The 16,789-nt window shown below is 75.5% G+C and carries 16 protein-coding genes and 1 riboswitch; of the genes, 8 read left to right on the top strand and 8 right to left on the bottom strand.

All coding sequences use genetic code 11. The features are described 5' to 3' along the window. Nucleotides 1–77: 77 nt before the first annotated feature. The 3 genes from ACIQTO_RS06550 to thiO are packed head-to-tail and all read right to left on the bottom strand — an operon-like array spanning nucleotide 78 to nucleotide 2,244. Nucleotides 78–875, bottom strand: coding sequence for a thiazole synthase (locus tag ACIQTO_RS06550; protein WP_402383706.1), 798 nt, complete (start codon nucleotides 873–875; stop codon nucleotides 78–80). A gap of 2 nt (nucleotides 876–877) precedes the next feature. After that, a complete protein-coding gene (gene thiS / locus ACIQTO_RS06545; protein ID WP_329487278.1) occupies nucleotides 878–1,087 on the bottom strand; it encodes a sulfur carrier protein ThiS in 210 nt (69 codons plus the stop codon). Beyond that, complete coding sequence (thiO, locus tag ACIQTO_RS06540; RefSeq protein ID WP_402383703.1) at nucleotides 1,084–2,244, bottom strand: glycine oxidase ThiO; 1,161 nt, start codon at nucleotides 2,242–2,244, stop codon at nucleotides 1,084–1,086. Before thiO ends, thiS begins: the two co-directional genes overlap by 4 nt. A 3-nt stretch (nucleotides 2,245–2,247) precedes the next feature. Next, nucleotides 2,248–2,360, bottom strand: a riboswitch (TPP riboswitch). A 123-nt stretch (nucleotides 2,361–2,483) separates the two neighbouring features. Between thiO and ACIQTO_RS06535 the strand changes: the two genes are divergently transcribed. From ACIQTO_RS06535 to thiE, 3 genes are read left to right on the top strand one after another with little or no spacing between them, the layout of a single operon-like run. Then, nucleotides 2,484–3,689 (top strand): NAD(P)/FAD-dependent oxidoreductase, encoded by a 1,206-nt coding sequence (locus ACIQTO_RS06535; RefSeq protein ID WP_402383700.1) that lies wholly within the window; start codon nucleotides 2,484–2,486, stop codon nucleotides 3,687–3,689. Between the two features lie 52 nt (nucleotides 3,690–3,741). Then, nucleotides 3,742–4,107, top strand: a complete 366-nt coding sequence (locus tag ACIQTO_RS06530; protein WP_402383697.1) for an Rv2175c family DNA-binding protein — start codon at nucleotides 3,742–3,744, stop codon at nucleotides 4,105–4,107. Next, nucleotides 4,107–4,757: a thiamine phosphate synthase gene (gene thiE / locus ACIQTO_RS06525; protein WP_402383694.1), complete on the top strand. Its 651-nt coding sequence runs from the start codon at nucleotides 4,107–4,109 to the stop codon at nucleotides 4,755–4,757. The genes ACIQTO_RS06530 and thiE overlap by 1 nt, the downstream gene beginning before the upstream one ends. Nucleotides 4,758–4,815: 58 nt before the next feature. On the opposite strand, the gene ACIQTO_RS06520 is transcribed toward thiE, so the two are convergent. Continuing rightward, complete coding sequence (locus tag ACIQTO_RS06520; protein WP_402383692.1) at nucleotides 4,816–5,922, bottom strand: polyprenyl synthetase family protein; 1,107 nt, start codon at nucleotides 5,920–5,922, stop codon at nucleotides 4,816–4,818. A 177-nt stretch (nucleotides 5,923–6,099) separates the two neighbouring features. Between ACIQTO_RS06520 and metF the strand changes: the two genes are divergently transcribed. Next, nucleotides 6,100–7,014 (top strand): methylenetetrahydrofolate reductase [NAD(P)H], encoded by a 915-nt coding sequence (metF, locus tag ACIQTO_RS06515; RefSeq protein ID WP_402383690.1) that lies wholly within the window; start codon nucleotides 6,100–6,102, stop codon nucleotides 7,012–7,014. Nucleotides 7,015–7,149: 135 nt separating this feature from the next. Further along, on the top strand, nucleotides 7,150–8,082 hold the full coding sequence (locus tag ACIQTO_RS06510) for a hypothetical protein (RefSeq protein WP_402383687.1): 933 nt from the start codon (nucleotides 7,150–7,152) through the stop codon (nucleotides 8,080–8,082). 19 nt (nucleotides 8,083–8,101) lie between these two features. On the opposite strand, the gene ACIQTO_RS06505 is transcribed toward ACIQTO_RS06510, so the two are convergent. Next, complete coding sequence (locus ACIQTO_RS06505; RefSeq protein ID WP_402383686.1) at nucleotides 8,102–9,601, bottom strand: phytoene desaturase family protein; 1,500 nt, start codon at nucleotides 9,599–9,601, stop codon at nucleotides 8,102–8,104. A gap of 10 nt (nucleotides 9,602–9,611) precedes the next feature. Continuing rightward, the gene (locus tag ACIQTO_RS06500) at nucleotides 9,612–10,241 is read right to left on the bottom strand and encodes a DUF4126 domain-containing protein (RefSeq protein WP_402383683.1); all 630 of its coding nucleotides are present in this window, start codon (nucleotides 10,239–10,241) and stop codon (nucleotides 9,612–9,614) included. Between the two features lie 537 nt (nucleotides 10,242–10,778). Here ACIQTO_RS06500 and ACIQTO_RS06495 point away from each other — a divergent pair. The 3 genes from ACIQTO_RS06495 to ACIQTO_RS06485 all read left to right on the top strand — a co-directional run bounded on the left by ACIQTO_RS06495 (nucleotide 10,779) and on the right by ACIQTO_RS06485 (nucleotide 12,929). Then, a complete protein-coding gene (locus ACIQTO_RS06495) occupies nucleotides 10,779–11,342 on the top strand; it encodes an SAV_6107 family HEPN domain-containing protein (RefSeq protein WP_402383681.1) in 564 nt (187 codons plus the stop codon). Between the two features lie 79 nt (nucleotides 11,343–11,421). Further along, nucleotides 11,422–12,174: a methyltransferase domain-containing protein gene (locus ACIQTO_RS06490; protein WP_402383679.1), complete on the top strand. Its 753-nt coding sequence runs from the start codon at nucleotides 11,422–11,424 to the stop codon at nucleotides 12,172–12,174. A gap of 365 nt (nucleotides 12,175–12,539) precedes the next feature. After that, nucleotides 12,540–12,929, top strand: coding sequence for a DUF3040 domain-containing protein (locus ACIQTO_RS06485; RefSeq protein WP_402383676.1), 390 nt, complete (start codon nucleotides 12,540–12,542; stop codon nucleotides 12,927–12,929). 105 nt (nucleotides 12,930–13,034) lie between these two features. Here ACIQTO_RS06485 and ACIQTO_RS06480 read toward each other — a convergent pair whose 3' ends face one another. Together ACIQTO_RS06480 and ACIQTO_RS06475 are read right to left on the bottom strand one after the other, a co-directional pair. After that, complete coding sequence (locus tag ACIQTO_RS06480) at nucleotides 13,035–15,470, bottom strand: transglutaminaseTgpA domain-containing protein (protein ID WP_402383673.1); 2,436 nt, start codon at nucleotides 15,468–15,470, stop codon at nucleotides 13,035–13,037. Beyond that, the gene (locus ACIQTO_RS06475; protein WP_380573671.1) at nucleotides 15,467–16,789 is read right to left on the bottom strand and encodes a DUF58 domain-containing protein; all 1,323 of its coding nucleotides are present in this window, start codon (nucleotides 16,787–16,789) and stop codon (nucleotides 15,467–15,469) included. The genes ACIQTO_RS06480 and ACIQTO_RS06475 overlap by 4 nt, the downstream gene beginning before the upstream one ends.

Raw genomic sequence — 16,789 nt, 5'->3', positions numbered from 1 at the left:
GCCGGTACCGGCCCCGGGAGACACCGCTCCCGGGGCGGTCTGTGCCCGGCCTGTGACACCGCCGGGGCGCCGCCGGCTCAGAACGCCGGGCGCTCGCGGGTGTCCAGATCGGCCCGCCCGGCCATCGCCGAGGAGGCCTCGGCGTGGAAGCGGCGCGGGATCCGGCCGGCCCGGTGGGCGAGCCGGCCGGCCTCGACGGCGTGCCGCATCGCGTCGGCCATCAGCACCGGCTCCTGGGCCCGGGTCACCGCCGAGGCCAGCATCACCGCGGCGCAGCCCAGCTCCATCGCCAGGGCCACGTCCGAGGCGGTGCCGGCGCCCGCGTCCAGGATCACCGGGACGCGGGCGCTCTCCACGATCAGCTGGAAGTTGTGCGGGTTGCGGATGCCCAGGCCGGAGCCGATCGGTGAGCCCAGCGGCATGATCGCCGCACAGCCGACGTCCTCCAGCTTCCGGGCCAGCACCGGGTCGTCGTTGGTGTAGGGGAGGACGGTGAAGCCGTCGTCGACCAGCGTCTCGGCCGCGTCCAGCAGCTCGATCGGGTCGGGCAGCAGGGTCCGTTCGTCGGCGATGACCTCCAGCTTCACCCAGTCGGTGCCGAGCGCCTCGCGGGCCAGCCGGGCCGTCAGCACGGCCTCGCCGGCGGTGTAGCAGCCGGCCGTGTTGGGCAGCACCCGGATGCCGTTGCGGGTCAGCACGTCCAGCACGGAACCCTGGGTGGTGGCGTCGACCCGGCGCATCGCCACGGTGGTCAGCTCGGTGCCGGAGACCCGCAGCGCCTGCTCCAGGACCTCCAGGCTGGGGGCGCCGCCGGTGCCCATGATCAGGCGCGAGCCGAAGGCCGTCCCGGCGATGGCGAACACGTCGTCGGCCATGGTCAGCCCCCCTGGACGGCGGTGAGGATCTCGACCCGGTCGCCCGCGGCCAGCCGCGTCAGGGGCCAGGAACCGCGCGGCACCACGGCCTCGTTGAGCGCGGCGGCGACACCGGAGTTGGCCCGGCTGAGGGTGGTCACCACCTCGGCCAGGGTGGTGGCGGCGGGTACCCGTCGGGGTTCGCCGTTGACGGTGAGTTCGATCTCGCTCATGCGGGGACCTTCGTGGTGAAGCGGGTGGGGGAGAACGGCTCGGCGAGCGCGGGCGTGCTGCCGGTGGCCAGGTACTCGGCGACCAGGTCGGCCGTCACCGGGGTGAGCAGGACGCCGTTGCGGTAGTGGCCGGTGGCGGCGACCAGACCGGGCAGGGCGGTCGGCCCGAGCAGCGGCGCGTTGTCCGGCGAGCCCGGGCGCAGCCCGGCGGAGGTCTCCACCAGCGGCAGCTCGGTGATACCGGGGACCACCTCGTGGGCGTCGCGCAGCAGCTCGTACACCCCGCCGGCGGTGACGGTGGTGTCGTAGCCCTGCTCCTCGCTGGTCGCGCCGATCACCAGCTCGCCGTTCTCCCGCGGTACCAGGTAGAGGTGCTGGCCGCGCACCACCGCGCGGACGTTGCGGGAGAGGAACGGGCGGTAGGCCGGGGGGATCCGCAGCCGCAGGATCTGGCCCTTCACCGGGCGGATCGCCGGCAGCACGCCCTCGGGCAGGCCGGGCAGCAGATGGCTGCGGGGGCCGGCCGCGAGCACGGTCCGGTCGGCGGTCAGGGTCCGCGCGTCGCCCAGCCGGACGCCGACGGCCCGGCCGTCCTCGACCAGCAGCTCGGTGGCCTCGGCGCGGTGCAGCCGGACGCCCGCCCGCTCACAGGCGAGGACCAGGGCCTTGGCCAGCCGACGGCCGTCCACCTGGTGGTCCTCGGTGACGTGCAGGCCGCCGCGCACGCCCGGGGCGAGCATCGGCTCCAGCTTGCGGGCCTCCCGGCCGGTCAGCCACCGCGAGTCGAGGCCGAGCCGCCGGTGGAAGGCGTGCAGCTCGCGCAGCTCCTCGCGGTCGTCGGAGTCGAGGGCGACGGCCAGGGTGCCGCACCGGCGGTAGCCGGTGTCCTGGCCGCCGGAGGCCTCGGTGAGCTCGGCGGCGAAGGCCGCGTAGCGCTCGTTGGAGGCCATGCCGAGGCGCAGCAACGGCTCCTCGCCGTACTGGAGCTCGGTCACGGGGGCGAGCATGCCGGCCGCGACCCGGGCGGCGCCGCCGCCCGGGTCCGGGTCGACCACCGCGATGTCCCGCAGCCCCAGCCGGGCCGCCCGCCAGGCGACGGCGAGGCCGATGATGCCGCCGCCGACGACCAGCACGTCGGCGTGGGTTCCTGCTGCCAAGCGTGTCAAAGTCGCTGCTCTCCCTTCGCCGGTATGACCCGGATCAGGTTCGGACGGTCGCAGGCCGTGTCAGCCCGCCTCTCAGCCCGGTCCGCCGGGCTCCCGTGATGGTGCCCCCACCATAACTCCGGGGGTCATCGCCGCTGAAGGCGCGTACGAGGGGTGGACGGCGGGGTGGGCGGCGGGGCCGGGGTGGGGTGGCGGACGGCCCTCCGGCGCCCCCGGCGGGCGCCAGTACAGTGACGGGCGTGGCAGAGCTGAGCGGGACGGATCAGGCGGTCGTGGTCGGGGCGGGGCTGGCCGGGGCGCACTGCGCCGCGGGCCTGCGGCAGGGCGGGTGGCGGGGGCGGATCGTCCTGGTCGGCGAGGAGCCGCACCCGCCGTACGACCGGCCGCCGCTCTCCAAGGAGGTGCTGCTCGGCAAGGCCGACGCCACCCCGCTCGACCTGGACTTCGCCCGGCTGGGCGTCGAGCTGCTCACCGGCCGCCGCGCCACCGGGCTCACCCCCGGCGTGCTGCGCACCGACGGCGGGGACCTGCCGTACGACTCCCTGGTGATCGCCACCGGCGCGGCCCCGCGCGCCCTGCCCGGAGCCGAGCGGGCCCACCTGCTGCACACCCTGGACGACGCGCTGGCGCTGCGTGCCCTGCTCCGCCCGGGCCTGCGCCTGGTGCTGGTCGGCGCCGGCTGGATCGGCGCCGAGGTGGCCACCGCCGCCCGGGCGGCCGGGTGCGAGGTCACCGTCGTGGAGGCCGGCCCGGCGCCCGTCCCCGGCGTGCTGCCGGCCGGGATCGGCCACGCGATGGCGGCCTGGTACGCGGAGGCCGGCGTGGAGCTGCGCTGCGGGGTGGGGGTCGCCGCGGTCGAGGCCGGCGCGGTGCTGCTGGCGGACGGCTCCCACCTGCCCGCCGACGAGGTCGTGGTCGGCATCGGGGCCCGCCCGGCCACCGGCTGGCTGGCCGGCTCCGGAGTCGCGCTGGACGAGGCCGGCGCCGTCCTGGTGGACGAGCGGCTGCGCACGAACCTGCCCGGCGTCTACGCGGCCGGCGACTGCGTGAGCTACCCGTCGGTCCGGGCCGGCGCCCGGTTGACCGTCCAGCACTGGGACCACGCGCTGCAGTCCGGCGGGGCGGCCGCCGCCGCCGTGCTCGGCGCGGACCTGCCGTACGACCCGGTTCCGTACTTCTGGTCGGAGCAGTTCGGTCGGATGGTTCAGTACGCCGGGCGGCACGGCGAGGGCGAACAGCTGATCCGGCGCGGCTCCCCGCAGGACCCGTCCTGGGCGGTGCTGTGGCTGCGCGACGGCGTGCTGAGGGCCCTGCTGACCGTGGACCGCCCGCGCGATCTCACCCAGGGCCGCCGGCTGGTCGAGCGCGCCGCGGTGCTCGATCCGGTCCGGGCGGCGGACCCGGCGGTGGCGCTGAAGTCGGCCGTCGCGGGGTAGTCCGGACGGACGCCTGGTGCGCGGCGGGCCGTGGAGGTGGCAGTCTGGTGACGTGAGTGAGATCGAAAGCAAGATTGAGTCCCTGGTCACCGAGTGGATGTACCTGCCCGACATCTCGGAGCAGTGGGGGGTCCGGGTCACCGAGGTGCGTGACCTGGTCAAGCACGGCGGGCTGATCGCCGTCCGGCGCGGTCCGAACAAGTCGCTCCAGGTACCGGCCGCGTTCATCGACGGCCCGGGGCTGGTCAAGCACCTGTCCGGCACGCTGACGGTGCTGCGCGACTGCGGGTACAACGACGTGGAGATCCTGGAGTGGCTCTTCACCGAGGACCCGTCGCTGCCCGGCAGCCCGATCCAGGCGCTTCAGGAGAACCGCGGCACCGAGGTGAAGCGCCGCGCCCAGGCGATGCTGATCTGATGGCGGCGGACACACCGCGCCGGCGGCTCGCCGACGCCCGGCTGTACCTCTGCACCGACGCCCGCCGCGAACAGGGAGACCTCGCGGACTTCCTGGACGCGGCGCTGGCCGGCGGGGTGGACATCGTCCAGCTCCGCGACAAGGGCTTGGAGGCCAAGCAGGAGCTGGCGGCCCTGGAGGTCTTCGCCGACGCCTGCCGCCGCCACGGGAAGCTGCTCGCCGTCAACGACCGCGCCGACGTCGCGCACGCGGCCCGGCCGGACGTGCTGCACCTCGGGCAGGACGACCTGCCGGTGCTGGCCGCCCGGGCGATCCTCGGCGGGGACGTGCTGATCGGGCGCTCCTGCCACGCCGAGTCCGAGGTGGACGCGGCGGTCGCCGAGCCCGGTGTGGACTACTTCTGCACCGGCCCGGTCTGGCCCACCCCGACGAAGCCGGGCCGCCACGCGCCCGGCCTCGGCCTGGTCTCCTACGCGGCGGGGCGGACCACCGACCGGCCGTGGTTCGCCATCGGCGGCATCGGCCTCGACAACCTGGACGAGGTGCTGGCGGCCGGTGCGAGCCGGGTCGTGGTGGTGCGCGCCATCACGGCGGCGGACGACCCGAAGGCGGCGGCCGCCGCCTTCGCCCGGCGGTTGCGCGCGCTCTGACCGGACGGCCGCCGCCGTCCCCGGTACTTCCCGGTCCGCCCGTTTTCGGACAGGTGGATCAGTACTTGCGGACGGTGGCGGCCTCGGCCAGCGCCAGCAGCACCTCGCGGGCCCGCTCGTCGGCCAGCGGCGCCGCCGCCAGCGCGGCCAGCGACTGCCGCATCAGCTCCTCGATCCGCCGCTCCACCCGCTCGGGCGCGCCGCTGCGCCCGACCAGCTCGCGCAGCCGGGCCACCTCCTCGGGTGCCAGGTCCGGCGCGCCGAGCCGTTCGTCCAGGTGACGGGCGTCGGCGGCGGGCAGCCCCCGCATCGCGTGCGCGACCAGCAGCGTCCGCTTGCCCTCGCGCAGGTCGTCGCCGGCGGGCTTGCCGGTGACCGCGGGGTCCCCGAAGACGCCGAGCAGGTCGTCCCGCAGCTGGAACGCCTCGCCCAGCGGCAGGCCGAACGCCCCGTACGCCTCGACCAGCTCCGGACCGGCGCCCGCCAGCAGCGCGCCGACCTGCAACGGCCGCTCGATCGTGTACTTGGCCGACTTGTAGTGCAGCACGGTCTGCGCCCGGTCCAGCGCGCCCTCGTCGGTGGAGTCGCCGGCGACCGGCTCCAGGACGTCCAGGTACTGGCCGACCATGACCTCGGTGCGCATCAGGTCGAACGCCGGCTTGGCGGCCAGCACGGCGGCCGGCTCCAGTCCCGAGCGCAGGAACAGCTCGTCGCACCAGATCAGCAGCAGGTCACCGAGCAGCACCGCCGCCGAGGCGCCGAACTGCTCGCGGTCGCCGCGCCAGCCGCTCGCGCGGTGCAGCGCCTCGAAGCGCCGGTGGACGGAGGGCAGGCCGCGCCGGGTGTCGCTGCGGTCCATCAGGTCGTCGTGGACCAGCGCGCTGGCCTGCAGCAGCTCCAGGGCGGCCGCGGCGTGCGCGATGCCCTCGCCGCGGCCGCTGCCGCCGGCGCCGCGCCAGCCCCAGTAACAGAACGCCGGGCGCAGCCGCTTGCCACCGTCCAGCAGGAAGTCCCGCAGTGCCTCGACGGCGGGTGCCAGCTGCGGGGAGATCTTCCCCAGCAGGGCCGACTGGCCGTCCATGAACCCCGCGAGGGCGGCGTTGACGCGCTCGCGCACGTCCTCCACGTCAATCGGGTTGGCCGGCCGGTTGCTGGACGAGGTCACGATGAGGCTCCGGAGGTTTCGCTGGGGGTGCGGCAAGCGTAGCCGGACGGACGCGAACAGCTGTACGGACGCGACTCCGACGCCCCCGCGGGTGGAAAGCGGAACGCTGTCCGTCGATTGTCTCAATAGCTGGAACCGAGTTGTCCGTGCCCTTCGACCGACGGTTAACCTGCCAGCATGGCACTCGGCATCGCTACCACCAGAACAGACCGCGCGTCGACGGTCCGCGAGCTGCTGGCGGCCGGCAAGCGGTCCTTCTCCTTCGAGTTCATGCCCCCGCGTACCGAGGTCGGTGAGCAGCGCCTCTGGGACGCCATCCGCCGCCTCGAACCGCTCGACCCCAACTTCGTCTGCATGACGTACGGAGCCGGCGGCTCCTCGCGCGAGCGGACGGTCAACATGGTCGGCCGGATCGCCACCGAGACCACTCTGACCCCGGTGGCCCACCTGACCGCGGTGGACCACTCGGTCGCCGAGCTGCGCAACATCATCGGCCAGTACGCCGACCAGGGTGTCCGCAACGTCCTCGCCGTGCGCGGCGACCCGCCCGGCGACCCGACCGGCGAGTGGGTCAGCCACCCGGACGGTGTCACCTACGCCTACGAGCTGGTGGAGCTGATCAAGGGGATCGGCGACTTCTGCGTCGGCGTCGCCGCCTCGCCGAACATGCACCCGCGTTCGACCGACTGGGACGAGGACATCCGGCACTTCGTGGCGAAGTTCCGCTCCGGGGCCGACTACGCGATCACCCAGATGTTCTTCGAGGTCGACGACTACCTGCGGCTGCGCGACCGGGTCGCGGCCGCCGGCTGCGAGGCGCCGATCATCCCGGAGATCATGCCGGTCACCAACGCCAAGCAGCTGGAGCGCTTCCCGCAGCTCAGCGGGTCGGCCTTCCCGGCCGACCTGGAGCGGCGGCTGCGGGCCGCGATCGACGACCCGGCGGCGCTGCGCGCGATCGGCATGGAGCACGCCACCGCGATGTCCGAGCGGCTGCTGGCGGAGGGCGCTCCCGGGCTGCACTTCATCACGCTCAACCACTCGACCGCGACGCTGGAGATCTACCAGAACCTCGGCCTGCACCAGCGCTGATCGGCCGCCGTTCCCGGACCGCCCGGCCCTCGGGCGGCCCGGGAACGCGATGCGGTACCCGGGCCGTTCAACCGGTACAGTCGCCGCACACGCGCGGCGCGCGCGGGCACGCGACTGCTGGAGGTATGCGGGCGGATGGGCATCGGATACCTGCTGCTGTACGCCGCGTTGGCGGCGGTGGCGCTGTGGCTGCTGGCCGAGCTGCTGCTGCAGAACCGCGCCCCGGTGCACTGGCGCGCCCTCGCCCTGGCCGGCTTCCTCGGGGTGGCCGCCGGGATGGCGGCCGGCTCGGTCGTGGTGATCGGCGCGGGCGCCGCGCTGTTCGCGGCCGGCCAGACCCTCGTCACCCTCTCCGTGAAGCGCGGCTACGCGGCCGGCTGGTCGCTGCGCCGGGCCGACGGCGGCCTGCCCGGCCCACTGGCGAAGGTGCCCCTGCTGGGCGCGCTGACCGGTGGCGCGGCGGTGGCCACCGCCGTGGCGGCCGACCGGATCGGCACGGTCAGCGCGGTCGAGGAGAGCCCGGCACCGGTCGCGGTGGCCGAGGAGGTCCCGGCCGTCGAGCAGACCGCCGCCTTCGAGATGCAGGAGCTCGCCGCGGACGGCGTCTACGCCCCCGGCTACTACGAGCAGCAGCAGCCCGTCCCGCAGGCCCAGCCCGACCAGTACGCCGAGGCCTACCAGGCCGGCTACGACGCCCCGCAGCAGCAGCCCGCCTGGGACGCGAACGCCCAGCAGCAGTGGCAGACCCAGCAGCAGCCGGCCTTCGCCTACGACCAGGGCTACGGCACCTACCAGCAGCAGCCGGACCCGTACGCCGGGTACCAGCAGCAGCAGGTGGACGCGTACGGCGCCTACCAGCAGCAGCACGGCCAGCAGCAGCCCGACCAGTACGGCTACGACCAGCAGGCGCAGCAGGGCCAGCAGGCACAGCAGCAGTGGCAGCAGCCCCAGCAGCAGTTCGACCAGCAGCAGGGCCAGCAGGCACAGCAGGCTCAGCCCGGGATCCCGCAGCAGCCCGGCTACGACTACGGCTACCAGCAGCAGCCCACCTGGCAGCAGCAGGGCTGAGCCCCGCCCGGCAGGCCGCTCAGGCCGGGCCGACCAGGTTGGCCGCGATGCAGGCCGACATGCCGACCCGGGCCAGCCCGCCGCCGGGGTGCGCGGCGCCGCCGACCAGGTAGAGGCCGGGGACGGGGGACTCGTTGGCGCTCTGGAGCCAGTGCCCGCCGTGCCCGGCCAGGGCGGGGCGGGGGACGGCGCCCATGAAGGCGCCGGTCTCCCGGCGGGTGTCCTCGGGCGTGCGCACCACCCGCCACAGGACGCGCCCGCGCAGGCCGAGGCCAGCCGCGTCGACGTGCTCCAGCAGCCGGTCCGCGTAGCGGTCGGCCAGGCCGGGCTCCGTCCAGTCGACGTCACCCTGGCCCGGGACGGTCGCGGTGAGCACCACGCTCTCGTGGTCGTCGTCCGGCCGCAGCGACGGATCGTCGGGCCGCAGGACCTGCACCGTCGGGCGCTCGCAGAGGTCCGCGCCGAGCGTCAGGGCGTTCCACTCGGCGCCCGGGTCGGTGGCATGGACCACCGTGCGGTGCGCGGCCGCCGCGGGCCGGGCCCCGCGCAGCGCGAGCAGCACGGTGAACCGCCCGTTCGGCTCCTCGTGCTCACCCCACAGCGCCGGGTCGCCGCCGCCCGGGTACTCGGCGATGCCGCGGCCCAACAGCACCCGGGCGTCCATCGAGGAGATCACCAGGTCGGCGTCGATCCGGCCGGCCGCGGTGTCGACCCCGCGGGCGCGCCCGTCCTCGGTGACCACCGAGGTGACCTCGGTGTCGAAGCGGAACTCCACCTTGCGCTGCTCGCAGCGCCGGTACACCGCGTCGGCCAGCGCCCGGATGCCGCCCTTGACGTACCAGACGCCGAAGGACTGCTCCATGTAGGGGAGCACGGTGGCGCTCGCCGGGGCCGTGCCCGCGTGCAGGCCGAAGCGCAGCGCGTACTCCTCCAGCAGGGCGGTCAGCCCCGGGTGGCCGCCCAGCTCGCCGGCGGCCACATCGGCGAGCGTCCGGGGCCGGGGGCGGAACATCCGGGCCAGGCCCTTGCGGGGCGGCGCCGGGTAGGGGTCGGTGTGCAGCGGCGTGGGGTCGGCCGGCAGCGGCTCCTCCAGCAGCGGGCGGCGGGTGGCCTCCCAGACCGTGCGGCCGTGGTTCATCACCCCGGCCCAGCGGGCGCCCGAGCCGGCCCCGAACGCCGCGTCCAGGGCCTGGATCACGCCGCCGCGGGAGGCGTTGGGCAGCAGCAGGTCGGTGCCGTCGGGGAACAGGTGCCGGCTCTCCGGGTCCACCGGGGCCAGCTCGACCAGCTCCTCCAACGGCTCCCGGCCGGTCTTCAGCGCGAGGTCGCGGTAGACGGCCGGCAGGGTGAGCAGCCCGGGCCCGGTGTCGAAGGCGAAGCCGTCGCGCTCGTACCGGCCGACCATGCCGCCGTACGTCCCGCTCGCCTCGCAGACCGTCACCCGGTGGCCGAGGGTCGCCAGCCGGGAGGCCGTCGCGAGCCCGCTCATTCCTGCGCCGATGATGACGATCCGTGCCATGGACCGCATCCTACGGCCGGGGTACGGGCACCCCCCGCGCCGGCCGTACGCCCGCGGCCCGGGCGGCCCGGCGCTCGCGGCGGCGGTCCCGGAAGCGGCGGATCCGGCTGACCGCGAACCAGACCAGCAGCAGGCCGACGGCCAGCAGGACGGCGGCGATCGAGGCGGCCGCCCACGGATGGAAGATCGCCAGCGTGACCAGCCCGGCGACCGAGACGTCCTCGGCCAGGCTCACCACGATGTTGCTGGCCGGTTCGGGCGAGGTGTTGACCGCCATCCGCAGCGAGGCCTTCACCAGATGGCTGACCAGTGCGGTGGTCCCGCCCATCGCCCCTGCCGCGACCTCGCCCAGCGAGCCCGGGTCGGCACTCGCCAGCAGCGCGCCCACGGTGGCGCCCGCGACCGGGCGGATCACGGTGTGGACGGTGTCCCACAGGCTGTCCACGTACGGGATCTTGTCGGCCACCGCCTCCAGCAGGAACAGCACCCCGGCGGCGATCAGCACATCGGTGCGCTCCAGCACGGCCGGCACCGACTCGGCCCCGGCGAACCGGCCCAGCAGGCCGAGCAGCAGCACCACCGCGTACGCGTTGATCCCGCTCGCCAGTCCGCTGGTGAAGATCAGCGGAACGATCGTCATCCGTTCCTCCTCGTGGCACCGCCGGGATCCGCCCGGCTCGCCGTACCGTACCGGGACGCCGGCCGGGCGGCCGCCGGTTCCCGCCCCGGCGGGACTGAGTACGGATACTCAGATTCCCGGTTGAGTAGCTGAACGGATGGCCTCCGACCTGCGGAGACGGGAAAGTAGTGGCACCGGGACAGCGGCGCGTCGGGCGCCGTGCCCCGGGGCGGCGGACAGGTGCCGTCCAGCGGGCACGGGGGCCGCGGACGTCACCGGTGGGTCCGCACCGGAGCCGGTCGCAGGCCGCGCACCGCCGACACGGGGCGGCGGAGCGTGGTCAGGGGGGACCGGCGACCCGGAGGGGGCGCCGAAGCGGCGACCGTGGGGGACGGCGCTTCGGCAGGGGCGCGGGGCGGTGGGGCGCGGGGCCGCCGCCCGCCCGCGTGTCCGCGGCCGGACCGCGGGGCCGGCGTACGGCCCGTTGTCAGTGGTGCCGGTCACGATGGAGGAGCACGGACCACCCGGTCCGTACGCTGCCTCGGACCGGGGGAGACCATGACCATCAGCCGTCCTGAGCCCGTCACCGCCCGCCTCCACTCCGCCGCCCACCGCCCCGACGCGCACCGCCCCGCCACCGGAGACGTCCACCCGGTGGTGCGCCGGGTCGCCGCTCCGCCCGCCGCACTCGACCTGCTCGCCGACGCGCACCGCACCCTCGCCGGGGCCCGACTCCGGGAGGACCCGCTGGAGCGGTACGCCGCCGCCCACCTCGCCGCGCTGCGCACCGTCGCGGCGGTGCTCGCGGTGCGGGGCCGGCCGGAGAAGAGCCCCCGGCGCCGCCAGGCCATCCGCAGTGCCTGGGAGGTGCTGCCCGAGATCGCCCCGGAGCTCGCCGAGTGGGCGGTGTACTTCGCGGCCGGTGCCCGCCGCCGGGCCGCCGCCGAGGCCGGGATCAGGGGCGCCGCCTCGGCCCGCGACGCCGACGACCTGATCCGCAACTCCGCGCTCTTCCTGCGCCTGGTCGAACGGCTGCTCGGCCTGCGTCCGGCGCCGCCCGCCCCGCGGCTGCCGCTGGACGACGGCCGGGACGACGGCCACGACCCGGCCTCCCGGCGGTGACCAGCGGCGCGGCCCGGCCCCCGGCCCGGTCTAAGGTGGAGGCATCCTGATCGATCTGCACGTGCCAAGGAGCCCGACCTTGTACCCGACGCGTCCCCGCAGCGCCCTGCGTACCGCCGTGGTGTGGGAGGTGGTGCGGGCAGCCCTGGAGAAGCGGGCGGCCGAGCTGGACCAGCCCGTGCTCGACGTGGTCGACACCGGCGGCGGCACCGGCAACTTCGCGGTGCCGGTCGCCCGGCTCGGCCACCGGGTGACCGTGGTCGACCCGAGCCCCGACGCGCTGTTCGCGCTGGAGCGCCGGGCCGCCGAGGCCGGCGTCACCGACCTGGTCCGGGCCGTCCAGGGCGACACCCAGACGCTGCCCGAGCTGGTCGCCCCCGGCACCGTCGACGCGGTGCTCTGCCACGGCGTGCTGGAGGTCGTGGACGACCCGGCCGAGGCGCTCGGCAGCCTGGCCGGCACCCTGCGCCGCGGCGGCTTCGTCAGCCTGCTGGCCGCCAACCGCAACGGCGCGGTGCTGGCCCGCGCGCTCGGGGGCCACTTCGACGACGCCCGCACCGTCCTGGCGGCCTCCGACGGGCGCTGGGGCGCGAGCGACCCGATGCCGCGCCGGTTCACCGGCGCGGAGCTCGACCGGCTGGCCGCCGGGGCGGGCCTGCGGGTGGACTCGGTGCACGGCGTCCGGGTCTTCGCCGACCTGGTGCCCGGTGTGCTGGTGGACGCCGAGCCGGGCGCGCTGGAGGCGCTGCTCAAGCTGGAGCAGGCCGCCGCCGAGCAGCCGGCCTTCCACGCCGTGGCGACCCAGCTCCACCTGCTGGCCACCCTGGCCTGACCTCGCCTTCTCCCCGGGTTCTCCGACCGGTCTCCGCACGGTCCGCATCGAAGCTCCCCAGGTCCCGGCCGATTCCACCCGCTCGGGCACTTGTCCGGCCCCGGCGGCGTTGAGCACTGTGCGGCCGGGACCGCCCGGGGCGGCCCGGCCCACGCGTGGCCGACCACCCCGCAACGGGCCCGTGGACCGTATGATCTGGGTAAAGCCGGAAAGCATGACAGCCGGATGCATGGGGCATATGGACGACACGGGCCTGGGCCCCCGTACAGGCGTCCGACCGCGTGTTCTGAAGGCTGATTGGACTTTGCCTCCCCGACCGGGGCGGCGGACCGGTCGCACCGGCGACCGACGAGTAGGAGGACTCCGTGCCGCTCTCGGAGCACGAGCAGCGACTGCTCGACCAGATGGAGCGAGCGCTGTATGCCGAAGATCCCAAATTCGCGACGGTGCTCGAGGGAACCGGGCTGCGTACCTACACCCGTCGGCGGGTCTACCTGGCTGTCGGCGGCTTCGTGGTGGGTATCGCCCTGCTGATGGGCGGCATGGTCGTCCCGGACCAGATCTGGGTGAGCGTGGTCGGGTTCCTGGTGATGCTGGGGTGCGCCGTCTTCGCCGTGACCGGCTGGCGGCGCGGCCCCGCGGGCCAGGCCTCCGGGCCCCGCCCGGCCGCGGCACCGCGCCGCAAGGCGGGGGTGATGGACCGGGTGGAGCAGCGCTGGCAGCGCCGCCGGGACGAGCAGACCGGCGGCTTCTGAGCCACCGGCCGCACCGGGGAACGCCGCGAGGGCGGGCAGTCGATCCGACTGCCCGCCCTCGCGTTTCGTGTGCGCCCCGTGTCGGCGTTCCGTGCGCGCCCGGTGTCAGGACGCCTCGCCGTCCCCACTCTTGTGGCGGCGCAGCCGGTCCCGGCCCCGGCGCAGCGGCGCGGCCGCCCGGGAGATCCGGTCGCGGGTCGCGGCCCGGGCGGCCAGGAGCGTCTCCGAGAGCCGCCACCAGAGCTTGGCCGAGGACGGCGGCAGCAGCACCGCCTTCGTCCGGCCGAGGCGGCCGGCGCCGGCCCGCAGGCCGTCCCGGGCGGTCCGGACGTCCGCCGCCAGCGGCGCGGACACCTCGGCGGAGCGGGCGTAGAGCACCCGCTCGGTGGCGAGGGCCACCCGCCCGGCGGCGGCCGCGGAGGCCTCGTCGAGCTCGGCGGCCTCGGAGATCCGGCGGGCGGCGGCGCGCGGGGTGCGCGACTCGTCCGGCGGGATGCCGAGGTCCCAGGCGGAGTCGACCAGCTCCTCCCAGGCGGCCAGCACCTGGGCGTCGGTCGGCCCGCCCGGGCCGTCCCCGCCGGGCCGGCGGCGCCCGCCGGTACCGAGCCGACGGCGGCGCAGCAGCCCCCGCCAGAGCATCGGGGTGAGCAGCAGGGCGAGCACCACGAGCACCGCGGCCAGGGTGGTCAGCACCTGCCAGGACAGCAGCCAGGAGTCCTGCCGGGCCCCGGCCGAGGCCTTGCCCTGGTCCCCGCACTCACCCATTCGGCGCAGCTTGGGGTCGCAGTCGCTGCTGCTGGAGGGCGCCGCGACCGGCGCGGTGCTCTGCGCGGCGGCGGTCGGCTGCTGGGTCGGCGCGGTGGCGGGCGCGGCGACCGGCTCGGTGTAGGAGGGCTGCACGCCACGGCTCGGGGTGGGCTCGAAGCGCAGCCAGCCGAAGCCCTGGAAGTAGAGCTCGGGCCAGGCGTGGTACATCAGCCCGTTCACCGAGTAGCGGTCGCCGCCCTTGGCGTCGCCCGGGGTGAAGCCGACCGCGACCCGGGACGGGATGCCCAGGGTGCGCGACATCGCCGCCATGGTGGAGGCGAAGTGCACGCAGAAGCCCTTGCGGTCGCGCAGGAAGTCCGCGATCGCGGTGCTGCCGGTGCCTGCCTTGATCTTGGTGTTGTAGCTGAACTCGGAGCTGGTGAACCAGTCCTGCAGCGCGAGCGCCCGGTCGTACGGGGTGGACGCGTTCCGGGTGACCTCCTGGGCCTTCTCCCGGACCACCGGGGGAAGGTCCTTGGGCAGCTCGGTGTAGTGCTCGACGAGCCTGGACGGCGCCGCGGCCGCGCGGCGCAGCTCGGCCGCGGTGGGCCGGACGTCGTAGGCGGTGGCCTTGTAGCGCAGGTTCTTGATCGCCTTGTCCCGGGCCGGGAGCACGGTGCCGGTGAGGGTGTCCACCCGCCAGGCGCCGGGGTCGGGGACGCTGACGCCGGAGGCCGGGTAGGGCATGGGCAGCCAGCCCGACTCCAGCTTGTCGGTGACCTGGAAGTCGCCCGTCTGGGTGGGGATGTCGGCGTTCGCCAGGCCCTCGGGCGGGGCGAAGGTGCCCTTGAGCTCACTCACCGAGGGGTTGCTGAGCTTCCACGCGGTGCCGTCGAACTGGTCCAGCGAGCCGGTGCGCAGGTACGCGGTGTCCGCGAGGCTGCTGTCCATCCGGTAGGTGAGTAGCTCGACGTTGCTGGGGGTGGCCAGGGCCGCCTCCAGGGTGACCAGCGGATCGAGGGTGGTGACACCGCCCGCGCCGCCGGCGGCCGCGCCGCCGGTCCGGCCGGTGTGGACCAGGCCGCCCTCCCAGCGCGGCAGGAAGGCTGGCACCAGCAGGGCCAGCGCGAGCGCCAGGACGCCGATCCGTTGGCCGCCCTGGCTGAGCGTGCCGGAGCTCACGCCCTCGCGCGAGGTGCCGCGGAAGACCCGGCCCCAGCGGGAGACCCGGTCCTGCCCCTCGGCGAAGAGCAGCACCAGGTAGCCGGCGGCGGCCAGCCCGAACCAGACCCAGCTGCCGCCGTCGCCGGCCAGCCCGTTGCCGACCGAGTAGAGCGCCAGCAGCGGCAGGCCGGCCAGCGCGGAACGCCGGTAGGTGACCGCGACGGTGTCCACCGCGATGGCGATCAGGCCGACGGAGCCGACCAGGATCAGCCGCAGGCCCGGTTCGGGCGGCGCGGGGATGGCGTACTCCCGGATGTCGTCCAGCCCGCGGCCGAGGACCTGGGCGAGGGTGTGCGCCGACTGGGTGCCGGGCAGCAGGCCGCCCCACAGGGCGGTGGAGCCGGCGAAGCCGATCAGCAGCAGGACGAACAGGACGAGCAGTTGTCCGAGCGGCACCGTCCAGCGGTAGAACGGGGTCCGGCGCAGGCCCGCGCCGGCCGCCGCGACCACGGCGATCACCAGGTAGGCGTGGGTGATCCAGCCCTTGGTGGTCAGCAGCGGGGTCAGGCAGAGCGCGGCCAGGGCGGTGGCCAGCGCCGAGTACGCGGTCAGTTTGGCCCGGGTGGTCACGCGCCGGCCTCATCTCGGTAGGGGGAGGGCGACTCGGTCCGGTCGGCGGCCTGCCAGAGATCCGGCGCGGAGTCCCCGGCGCGGACCGGCAGGACGGTCCAGCCGGCCTCGCGCAGCTGTCGCACCCGGGCGCGGAACTCGTCCCCGCCGGTCTCCGGCGCGAGCATCCGCAGACCGGACCAGGTGCCGGTGTCCAGCAGGAAGACCACGGCGCCGCCGGTGCGGCGCCGCAGCCGGGCCAGCCGGGCGGTCTGGGCCTCGTCCAGCTCGCCGAGGACGGCGACCAGCAGGCCCTCGCCGGAGTTGCGCAGGGGCTCTTCGGCGCGGGAGAGCCCGCCACCGTCGGAGAGGTCGACCACCGCGAGCGCGTCCAGGATCAGGCCGGAGGCGTCGGCGACGGTGTTGCCGCCGCCGGCGTCCGGGCCGGGCACGCAGTGGCCGGTGTCGGTGAGCAGCCGGGTCTGGTAGCCGCGCTCCAGCAGGTGCGCGGCGACCGAGGCGGCGCAGCTGACCGCCCATTCGAAGGAGGACGCCGGGCCACTGCCCCGGTGGCCCGTCTCGCGGGTGTCCAGCAGGACGGTGGCCCGGGCCTTCTTCGGCTGCTCCTCGCGGCGGACCATCAGCTCGCCGTACCGGGCGGTGGACTTCCAGTGCACCCGGCGCAGGTCGTCGCCGTGCCGGTACTCGCGCAGGATGACGTCGTCGTCACCGGCCAGCGCCAGGGTGCGGCTGCGGCTCTCGCCCTGGCCGACCCACTCGCCGCTGAGCCGCACCTGCGGCAGCTGCTGCACCTGCGGCACGACGGTGAGCACGTCGGAGGCGGTGAACGACCGGTTCACCTCGCACATCCCGAACGGGTCGGAGAGGCGCAGCTGGAGCGGGCCGAGCGGGTAGCGGCCGCGCAGGTCGGAGCGGACCCGGTAGGAGACCTCGCGGTGCCCGTGCGCCTCGACCCGGTCCAGCACGAACCGCGGGCGCGGCCCGAGGACGTACGGGACCTTGTCCTCCAGCAGCAGCAGGCCGGTGGGCACCCGGGAGACGTTGTCCACCCGCAGGTGGACCCGGGCCTCGTGGCCGGCGACGGCCCGGCGCGGGCTGAGCCGGCGTCCGCTGGCCACCCGGTAGCGGGTGTTGGCCAGCAGCAGCGCGGCGGCCAGCGGCAGCGCCGCCAGCAGGACGCCGACCCGCAGCAGCGCGTCCTGGTCGAGCAGGTAGGCGCAGACCACCGAGGTGGCCCCGGCGGCGAGGAAGGAGCGGCCCCGGGTGGTGAGGCCGTTCAGGCCGGCGCGCAGGCCCGACGGTGCGTCGGACGGTCCCAC

Source organism: Kitasatospora sp. NPDC091207, assembly GCF_044768625.1.
In the GTDB taxonomy this organism is placed as follows: Bacteria; Actinomycetota; Actinomycetes; order Streptomycetales; family Streptomycetaceae; genus Kitasatospora.
The sequence above is the reverse complement of the archived record's forward strand: the minus strand, read 5'-3'. Positions and strand labels throughout refer to the sequence as shown.

Bases quoted from the DNA above. Each gene is read 5' to 3' on its own strand.
- ACIQTO_RS06550 (WP_402383706.1), bottom strand. From the start codon at position 875: ATGGCCGACGACGTGTTCGCCATCGCCGGGACGGCCTTCGGCTCGCGC.
- metF (WP_402383690.1), top strand. From the start codon at position 6,100: ATGGCACTCGGCATCGCTACCACCAGAACAGACCGCGCGTCGACGGTC.
- thiS (WP_329487278.1), bottom strand. From the start codon at position 1,087: ATGAGCGAGATCGAACTCACCGTCAACGGCGAACCCCGACGGGTACCC.
- ACIQTO_RS06500 (WP_402383683.1), bottom strand. From the start codon at position 10,241: ATGACGATCGTTCCGCTGATCTTCACCAGCGGACTGGCGAGCGGGATC.
- thiE (WP_402383694.1), top strand. From the start codon at position 4,107: ATGGCGGCGGACACACCGCGCCGGCGGCTCGCCGACGCCCGGCTGTAC.
- ACIQTO_RS06495 (WP_402383681.1), top strand. From the start codon at position 10,779: ATGACCATCAGCCGTCCTGAGCCCGTCACCGCCCGCCTCCACTCCGCC.
- ACIQTO_RS06510 (WP_402383687.1), top strand. From the start codon at position 7,150: ATGGGCATCGGATACCTGCTGCTGTACGCCGCGTTGGCGGCGGTGGCG.
- ACIQTO_RS06505 (WP_402383686.1), bottom strand. From the start codon at position 9,601: ATGGCACGGATCGTCATCATCGGCGCAGGAATGAGCGGGCTCGCGACG.